Source organism: Prosthecobacter sp. (assembly GCF_044222565.1).
In the GTDB taxonomy this organism is placed as follows: Bacteria; Verrucomicrobiota; Verrucomicrobiia; order Verrucomicrobiales; family Verrucomicrobiaceae; genus Prosthecobacter.
The window spans coordinates 407539-412446 of record NZ_JBGANA010000003.1; the positions used below are offsets into that span (position 1 = coordinate 407539).

A 4908-nucleotide genomic window follows, 5' to 3' on the forward strand; every position below is an offset into this window, starting at 1 on the left:
CTCTTGGACGGGTGCAAAATCTGAAGAGCGCTTTTTCAAGGCACAGCGCGGCGGTGCCGCCTCTTCACTCGGCGGTCGATCCTATGAGCAAGTCGCGGAGCTTAATGTGCACCATCACATGATCTGAATGGCAATCACCAAGCCACGGGATGCCGCAAATGCGTATTCATGTCAGAGTCTCCACTGTCCGCACGCGGCAGACGCTGATCATTCCTTTCCCAACCTCCATCCCAAGTGCCATGAACGATCCCCAGACACCTCATCCCATCGAACTCTGCTTCCAGCAATCGCTGGAGCAGGCGGAAGAATTCGTGCGCCGTGAGCCAGCCAAAGTGGTGGGGGCCGCGCTGGCCGCTGGCCTCCTGCTCACCATTCTGCCTGCACGGAGCATGAAGAGGCCCATTGCCTCCCTCGGTTCCTTGCTGCTATCTCCCGCGCTGATCGGCCTTGGCCTGATCAAGGTCTTTGAGATCTGCTGCCAGACTACGGCGTGCAAAGAATCGTGCCATCGTCTTCCTCCTCAAACTCCGTAAGGTCATTGCCTCGCAGGCATCGCTTCGCCCATCTGTATTTCATGGCGAAGACTTGGCTGCATGAAGGATAAATCCATCTCCTCACTGCGTGCGGGTCTGAAGACGATCCTCATTCCCATTCTCAATGAGAGGGAGTGCCAGAACTGTCGGAAGAAATGTGGCAGTGACTGAAGATCATTCCGGTGAAAAGCTTGGACGAAGTGCTCGCGGTCCAGCTGGAACCAGTCTCAGAAAAAGCATCAGCGCATGAAGGCATGCGTTCTCCACGGGGGTTACGGTGGTGGGGCAGGGCAAAGCCTTCATGGCGGGCAGGGAAGGAGTTAATGTTTCTTCGCCAAGATACTTTCGCATGGCCGGTTTTGTCTCTCCGCTCAAGTATCCGCCGCTGCCCTGAGCAGCGAATCCGGCGGAAGAACCTGATGCGTCCAACCACAGAGGACAGAGCCAAACAGAGCGTCAATCCCGAATAGCAGTGACGAGCCAGCCAGCACCGGGCGGCTGCTCCGCCCGCGTCGCTCCCCTGGGTTCATTCATCTTGCTTCCGATGTCTCGCGCAAAAGTTCATTCTTCTCATTACAGGCTTCGCGTGACGCTCATCGTCATGACGGTGTTCGCCGCACTCCTCTTAGTTGGCTATCACTGGCTGGTCACCACCGCCCAGGCCACCCTGCGGCAAAAGCTGTCAGAGCGTGGTTTGAGCCTGACTTACAGCCGCGAGTCGTGGTCTATCCTTGGCGGGATCACGCTCACAGATGCGGCGCTGCGCAGTTTGCCAGCCAATGATCCCTTGATCGAAATATCCGAGCTGCATGTGGACGTTCTGTGGCGCGACATCTGGCAAACGCACACCGCCGTCACCAGCTGGCACGTCAAGGACGGCACGCTCACTCTGCACGACCAAGACGGCGCGGTGAAGTTTCAGCATTTCACCACTGACGTGTCCCTGCGCGAGAACACAATCGAAATCGCCCGGATCAACACCGACAACGGTCCGGTCTCGATGGCGGTGAAAGGCAGCATCATCACCGCAGCCAGCAGAGACTCTCCTGAAACCAAAGTGCCGTTCAAATTGAATCTGAAGCCGGTGCGCTCGGTGCTGGCCATGCTGAGCTTCAAACCCGGCGGCGGCACGTTTGCCATCACCGGCAGCTTCAGTGTGGATCTACGTCCTGCCGCGGTGGCTTGGAGCGCGACTCTGCACGGCTCCGGTGCCAAGCTGGAACTGCAGGGAGTGCCCATGCAGCAGGCGGATGCCGAGGCATCGCTTTCCCAGTCAGAGCTGAAACTCTCTTCAAAGATCACCTTTGCCCAAGGCACTGCCACGGTGGAAGCCACTCGCGCAGGCTGGGGTGAACAACCGCTGCTCCTCTCCGGCACGGTGACGGACACTTCCGGACACAAAGACACTTTCAAAGGACAGGAGATCGGCAAAACAGGCACTCTGACGATTTCAAATCTCAGTGGCAATGCCAATCTGGTCGAGCTGGCGCATAACATCCCAGCGCTCTCCGCGACACTGCCGCAGGACGTCAAGGTCACCAGCTTTCCCGACATCGTTTTGCAGGACTTTGTCTTTCACGCGGGCGGGCGCAAGCCGGAGTGGACGCTCGGCTCATTGCGGCTGCGCAGCGCTGCAGCTCTCGTGGTCACCGTACGAGAGCATCCGCTGGTCATCGAGCATCTGCAGGGGAAGGTGTCCTATGATCACCACGCCTGGCATTTCGACGATTTGAAGGGGAGCCTGCTCGGCGGCAAGTTTGCGATCACCGCCAGTTATGATGGCAAAAAGCTGAGCGATGCAGATGTCACGCTGCAGTCTCTGCGCCTCGAAACTCTCGTTCCGTGGGTGGGCAAGCTCAACGCGCGCCTGGAGAATGCCGAGCTGACGCTCACCTACCGCGGTATCATTGGCAATGATCCCAGCAATTCCACAGGCAGCGGCACGCTGGACTTGGTCAAGGCACCCGTGGTGCACGTCCCTTTGCTGGACCAGGCCTACCATCTTTTTCCCCACATCTTGCATCGCGAGCATCCGCACGATACCGGTGAGGTACGCGCCAGGTTCATCATGAAGCAGGGCGTCGCAATGGTGGAGCCCATGAAGGTTCTCGGCCAGTCGATCGTGGTCACTGCGCGCGGTACGGTGGACGTGAACAAGCGCACGGTGGAAGGGCATGGACGTGCCAATGTTCGCGGTGTGGTGGGCGTGGTCCTGGCGCCTGTCAGCGTCGTGTTTCTGGAGATGCAGGTGCGCGGGCCCTTTGATGACATCAAGGTTGCTCCGCTGGGAGTCATCGGCGCCGCGAAAAGCGTCCTCCACAATGCTGCGAAGCTCAGCAGCCTCGTTCTCCGCGAAGGCGTCTCCGTGCCCTTCGAGGCGCTCGGCATGTTCAGCAAAGAGAGGGGCAAAGCTGCCGAGTGAGCCTGACTTTCGGTTCAGGTTTTGCCTGACGCGGCCGTCATTGCTATACGTGACGGAAGGGTGACATTCATTTACCTATGAATTCGTCTTCCGGCAGCATCCCGAGTGATGCCACAATTTCCCCGGACGGCCTGTTGTCCGCGATCATTGACTCCTCCGATGACGCCATCATCAGCAAGAATTTAAAAGGGGTCGTGACGAGCTGGAACCAGGGCGCGGAGCGCATTTTTGGCTACACTGCCGAGGAGATGGTCGGCCAGTCGATCTTGCGCCTGATCCCCGCTGAACGTCAGAACGAGGAGCGGCAGATATTGGACAAGCTGTGCAACGGAGAGCGCGTGGACCATTTCGAGACGCAGCGCATTCGCAAAGACGGTAATATTGTGGAGGTGTCCCTGTGCATATCTCCTGTGCGGGATGACGGAGGCTTCATCGTGGGCGCCTCCAAGATCGCCCGTGACATCTCAATGCAAAAAAAGGCGACTCAGCTGGCCGCCACGGCCATGCAGGAATCTGAACTTCAGGGCCGCATGAAGGACGAGTTTCTTGCCACGCTCTCCCACGAGCTGCGCACCCCCTTGCAGGCCATCCTGGGCTGGACCCAGATCCTTCTCTCCGGCCACTGCGAGCCGGAGGAGGTTCGGCAGGGCATTGAGGTCATTGACCGCAATGCCCACGCTCAATGCCGCATTATCGATGATCTGCTGGACATGAACCGCATCCTCTCCGGGAAGGTGCGGCTGGAGGTGCAGCGCGTGGAATTGATTCCCTTGCTCGAAGACGCCATCGAGAATGCCAGGCCCGCCGCCAACGCCAAAAACCTGCGGCTGCAGTCGGTGTTTGATCCTGCAGCTCAGCCTGTGTTTGGAGATCCCAACCGCCTTCAGCAGATCTTTTGGAATCTGCTGAACAACGCCATCAAGTTTACAGCATCGGGCGGTCGCATTCAGGTGCTGCTCACCCGAGTACACTCGCACCTGGAGGTTAGCGTGAACGACACCGGTATTGGCATTGATCCCGATTTCCTGCCCCATGTGTTTGAGAGGTTCCGTCAGGCCGACGCATCCTCCACCCGTACTCAGGGCGGACTGGGCCTCGGACTCGCCATCGTCAAACATCTGGCCGAACTGCATGGCGGGACCGTCAAGGCTTCAAGCGCTGGCAGAAACCAAGGCAGCACCTTTACACTGATGCTGCCCATGGTGGTGATCCAGCCGGAGACCGAGGCCGGAAGCCGCCACCCCGCCTCATCTGAGCGTTCCAGTTCCGCAGGAAACGCGCCGCATCTTGACGAGATTCGTGTGATGATTGTGGATGATGAGGAGGACTCCCGCAATCTCCTCCAGAAGATGCTCGCCAAAGCCGGAGCGGTTGTCACCACTGCCCGATCGGTGCAGCAGGCTCTCGATCTATGGGGCCAGGCTGCTCCAGATGTCTTGATCAGTGACATCGGCATGCCCGACAGGGATGGCTATTCATTAATTCGAGAAATTCGCCAACTCCCTGCCAGCCAGGGAGGAAATGTTCCAGCCATCGCATTGACGGCCTACACGAGAACGGAGGACCGCATCAAGGCCATTGCCGCGGGTTTTCAGATGCACATCTCCAAGCCGGCAGATTCTGTTGAACTCATGACCGTGGTGTCAAGTCTGGCCGGGAAGCCCCAATTGGCCTAAACGCAGACGGCGAGTGCAAAAAAATAGCGCTGCACTAGAACCCTCACGCAGTGCAGGCATGGGCGTGTAAAGCATTCCTTTAACACTGCAAAAGATAAAGCTCGTACCTCAGGCGCTCAGTGTTTAGCAATGAACAAGCTGAAGGCTGATGGATGAATTAACTCGGTTTCGCTTTAATGGCCCCGATTTTTCAGCCCCGGGGGTAAAGACTCTTTCTGGGGAATGCGGAAATCACGCTCTCGCCATCTCCCCCCGGCCCCCGCTCCACCAACCACAC

General features: G+C 58.3%; 3 protein-coding genes. All 3 read left to right on the forward strand.

From position 1 onward, the window contains the following. Nucleotides 1-239: 239 nt before the first annotated feature. The gene (locus ACILSR_RS06160) at nucleotides 240-533 is read left to right on the forward strand and encodes a hypothetical protein (RefSeq protein WP_395748855.1); all 294 of its coding nucleotides are present in this window, start codon (nucleotides 240-242) and stop codon (nucleotides 531-533) included. A gap of 586 nt (nucleotides 534-1119) precedes the next feature. Then, entirely contained in the window at nucleotides 1120-2955 is a 1836-nt protein-coding gene (locus ACILSR_RS06165; protein ID WP_395748856.1) for an AsmA-like C-terminal region-containing protein, read from the forward strand. A 77-nt stretch (nucleotides 2956-3032) separates the two neighbouring features. Further along, entirely contained in the window at nucleotides 3033-4631 is a 1599-nt protein-coding gene (locus ACILSR_RS06170) for an ATP-binding protein (RefSeq protein ID WP_395748857.1), read from the forward strand. The last annotated feature ends 277 nt before the right edge of the window (nucleotides 4632-4908 follow it).

Excerpts from the sequence above, each read along its gene's own strand:
- ACILSR_RS06170 (WP_395748857.1), top strand. The coding sequence starts at position 3,033 with ATGAATTCGTCTTCCGGCAGCATCCCGAGTGATGCCACAATTTCCCCG.
- ACILSR_RS06160 (WP_395748855.1), top strand. The coding sequence starts at position 240 with ATGAACGATCCCCAGACACCTCATCCCATCGAACTCTGCTTCCAGCAA.